Annotated in this window: 4 protein-coding genes; 3 read left to right on the top strand and 1 reads right to left on the bottom strand. The window is 35.2% G+C overall.

Annotated elements, in window-relative coordinates; all coding sequences use genetic code 11:
- Positions 1-669 precede the first annotated feature (669 nt).
- Positions 670-933, bottom strand: a complete 264-nt coding sequence (locus tag ACP693_RS17540) for an epsilon-antitoxin (protein ID WP_002336758.1) — start codon at positions 931-933, stop codon at positions 670-672.
- A gap of 757 nt (positions 934-1,690) precedes the next feature.
- Between ACP693_RS17540 and ACP693_RS17535 the strand changes: the two genes are divergently transcribed.
- From ACP693_RS17535 to aadD1, 3 genes are all read left to right on the top strand, one after another.
- Entirely contained in the window at positions 1,691-1,846 is a 156-nt protein-coding gene (locus ACP693_RS17535; RefSeq protein ID WP_104870365.1) for a CopG family transcriptional regulator, read from the top strand.
- 71 nt (positions 1,847-1,917) lie between these two features.
- Positions 1,918-2,655 (top strand): replication protein, encoded by a 738-nt coding sequence (locus ACP693_RS17530; RefSeq protein WP_002338549.1) that lies wholly within the window; start codon positions 1,918-1,920, stop codon positions 2,653-2,655.
- Positions 2,630-3,391, top strand: coding sequence for an aminoglycoside O-nucleotidyltransferase ANT(4')-Ia (aadD1, locus tag ACP693_RS17525; RefSeq protein WP_001014230.1), 762 nt, complete (start codon positions 2,630-2,632; stop codon positions 3,389-3,391). The genes ACP693_RS17530 and aadD1 overlap by 26 nt, the downstream gene beginning before the upstream one ends.
- Positions 3,392-3,502 lie beyond the last annotated feature (111 nt).

Raw genomic sequence — 3,502 nt, 5'->3', positions numbered from 1 at the left:
TACGTATTTATTAACTTCTCCTAGTATTAGTAATTATCATGGCTGTCATGGCGCATTAACGGAATAAAGGGTGTGCTTAAATCGGGCCATTTTGCGTAATAAGAAAAAGGATTAATTATGAGCGAATTGAATTAATAATAAGGTAATAGATTTACATTAGAAAATGAAAGGGGATTTTATGCGTGATGCTTTGTGGAGTATTTTGAAATATCTTAATTCAGGTGGAACGGATCTAGATGTCATTCGTGCAGAAGTAATGGATGGGATATATGAAAGCCGAATTTAAGAAGCAATAACGATTGTTTTGTTTACCGATTTTTATTACTTTTTTGATAAAGATGAGTTATAAAGATTTTTTTGATAAATAATTTTAGACAAGAGCGAAGCGAATTTTAACAAACACGCTTGACGGAAAAAGAGTACAGTTTCACGTAAGTGATCTGTACTCTTTTTTTAGCACAAACCTATCAATTTTTCGTAAGAAAAATTTGGTGGGTATAAGTGCGCCCTTAGTAAAAATCACTAAGGGAATATTTTTCAAATTAACTTTGTAGAAATGCACCCCTTATTTTTAAGGGCGCACTTATACCCCTAAATTTCATTTAGTGGTAATTATGCTATAAAACTTAATTTACATTTCGTTTTATCGTCAAGCGTGTTGGTTAAAACTCACGCTGTTCGTGTGATGTTATCGGCATATTTTTTTATCGTTCGTAAATAGTCGTGATAGGCTTCTAATTCCTCTAAAGATAATTCAAATAAATTAATTTGGTTCATGTTTGATAATTGTTTTAATAAATTTACTTGTAGGTTTGTAGAATCGCTTTTATCGAGTTCATTATTTAAAACATAGTTCAACATTTTTGAGTGAATCGCTGATTGAAATTCATTGATTATCTCAATTTCAAATGTTTTTCTGTAATCTAATGTCATGTTGTTTGCTCCTTTCTGGTTTCGCTTTGCTCAACTAAACATTTACTTTTAATTAAACAGACTTCGCTAGTTTAATCAAAAGTAAACGTGCGAATAAAAAGCAAATCATTTTTAAAGCTCATAAAATGCGTTCTAAGGCGTTTTAATTCTTCTAGGCATATTTTATACTGTTTTGTTTTTAAAAAGCCTGTATCAGCCTAAAAATGCGTTCTAAGGCGTTTTAGCGTTTATTTCGTTTAGTTGTCGGCATAATCGTTAAAACAGCGGTTCTCGTAACGTAAAAGCCCTTGAGCGTAGCGTGGCTTTGCAGTGAAGAGGTTCGCTGTTAGATTATGAAAGCCGATAACTGAATGAAATAATAAGCGGTAGCCTACCATTTCGGTAGGAAGAGGCTCAAGGGAGTTTGAGGGAATGAAATTCCCTCATGGTTTTATGGTTTTAAAAATTGCGTGCAATTTTGCCGAGCGGTAGCGCTGGAAAATTTTTGAAAAAAATTTGGAATTTGGGAAAACTGGGGGGCGAGGAAGCGAATTTTGCTTCCGTACTACGACCCCCCATAAAGTGCCGAGTGCCAAATTTGTTAAAAAATCGATTTTATCCTTACTCTCACAAGGGTTACAGCCTGCAATTTTTCGGCGACATTTTAGCGACATTTTAGCGACATTTTAGGTTGTGTTTCGTTATTTGGTAAAAAAAATTGACAATAATGTGTAAAAAAAGTAAAATAATTGAAAACTCGTAGTTAGGAGGAAGAGCGATGGCTGAAAGTAAGAAACGAGTGTCTATTGGTTTGACTGATAAGCAGTTTGAACTAGTTGAAAAAATAGCAAAGGAAAAGGGGTTCTCAAAATCTGCTATCTTTGTTTTAGCGTTAGAGGAATATGCAAGAAAGGAAGCAGAGCAAAAAAAATAAGCAAAAACTCGTGTTTTTTTGAAAGGAAACGAGTTTTTGCTACTGGTGTTCTGTCAAGGTGATTATAGCAAATGAGTAAAGAAAAGGCTAGATACTTCACTTTTCTTCTGTATCCAGAAAGTATTCCAGAAGATTGGGAAGAAAAATTGGAATTGTTAGGTGTCCCTATTGCGATAAGCCCATTGCATGACATGGATGAAAAAACGAATAAAGCAAAGTGGGCGAGTGATGATGTTGTTAGAAATGGTAAGCATTATAAAAAGCCGCATTATCATGGTATTTATGTTTCGAAAAACCCTGTAACAGCTGATAGTATTCGCCTGAAATTCAAACGATTGTTGGGAGAAAAAAGTGTTAATACTGTTCAGATTATAACTACAAGCATTCATAATACTTACTTGTATTTAACGCATGAATCAAAAGATGCTATTGCTAAAAATAAATATAAATATAAGAGTTCTGATATAAAGCTATTTAATAATTTTGATATTGATCGCTACAATACACTTGACGTCGAAGAAAAGGATGAACTTTTTGAAATAATCTGTGAAATTGTCGAAAAATATCAGATAGCTAATATTTTAGAGTTAGGTAAATTTGTAAGGAAGTATGGGTCTATTTATGGGCTAAATAGTATGAGAGTAGTTAATAAAGTTATTGTGTCTAAAACGGGTTTGATGAGAATTTATTTTGATGGAGCATATCAAGCGCGTAAAAATGGTATTCAAGAGATTGAATTAGATGTCGATTTAGAAACTGGTGAATTGAAAGGGAATGAGAATAGTGAATGGACCAATAATAATGACTAGAGAAGAAAGAATGAAGATTGTTCATGAAATTAAGGAACGAATATTGGATAAATATGGGGATGATGTTAAGGCTATTGGTGTTTATGGCTCTCTTGGTCGTCAGACTGATGGGCCCTATTCGGATATTGAGATGATGTGTGTCATGTCAACAGAGGAAGCAGAGTTCAGCCATGAATGGACAACCGGTGAGTGGAAGGTGGAAGTGAATTTTGATAGCGAAGAGATTCTACTAGATTATGCATCTCAGGTGGAATCAGATTGGCCGCTTACACATGGTCAATTTTTCTCTATTTTGCCGATTTATGATTCAGGTGGATACTTAGAGAAAGTGTATCAAACTGCTAAATCGGTAGAAGCCCAAACGTTCCACGATGCGATTTGTGCCCTTATCGTAGAAGAGCTGTTTGAATATGCAGGCAAATGGCGTAATATTCGTGTGCAAGGACCGACAACATTTCTACCATCCTTGACTGTACAGGTAGCAATGGCAGGTGCCATGTTGATTGGTCTGCATCATCGCATCTGTTATACGACGAGCGCTTCGGTCTTAACTGAAGCAGTTAAGCAATCAGATCTTCCTTCAGGTTATGACCATCTGTGCCAGTTCGTAATGTCTGGTCAACTTTCCGACTCTGAGAAACTTCTGGAATCGCTAGAGAATTTCTGGAATGGGATTCAGGAGTGGACAGAACGACACGGATATATAGTGGATGTGTCAAAACGCATACCATTTTGAACGATGACCTCTAATAATTGTTAATCATGTTGGTTACGTATTTATTAACTTCTCCTAGTATTAGTAATTATCATGGCTGTCATGGCGCATTAACGGAATAAAGGGTGTGCT

This window comes from Brevundimonas sp. TWP1-3, from assembly GCF_049896085.1.
Lineage (GTDB): Bacteria > Pseudomonadota > Alphaproteobacteria > Caulobacterales > Caulobacteraceae > Brevundimonas.
This window is presented reverse-complemented; position numbering and strand designations above follow the sequence as displayed.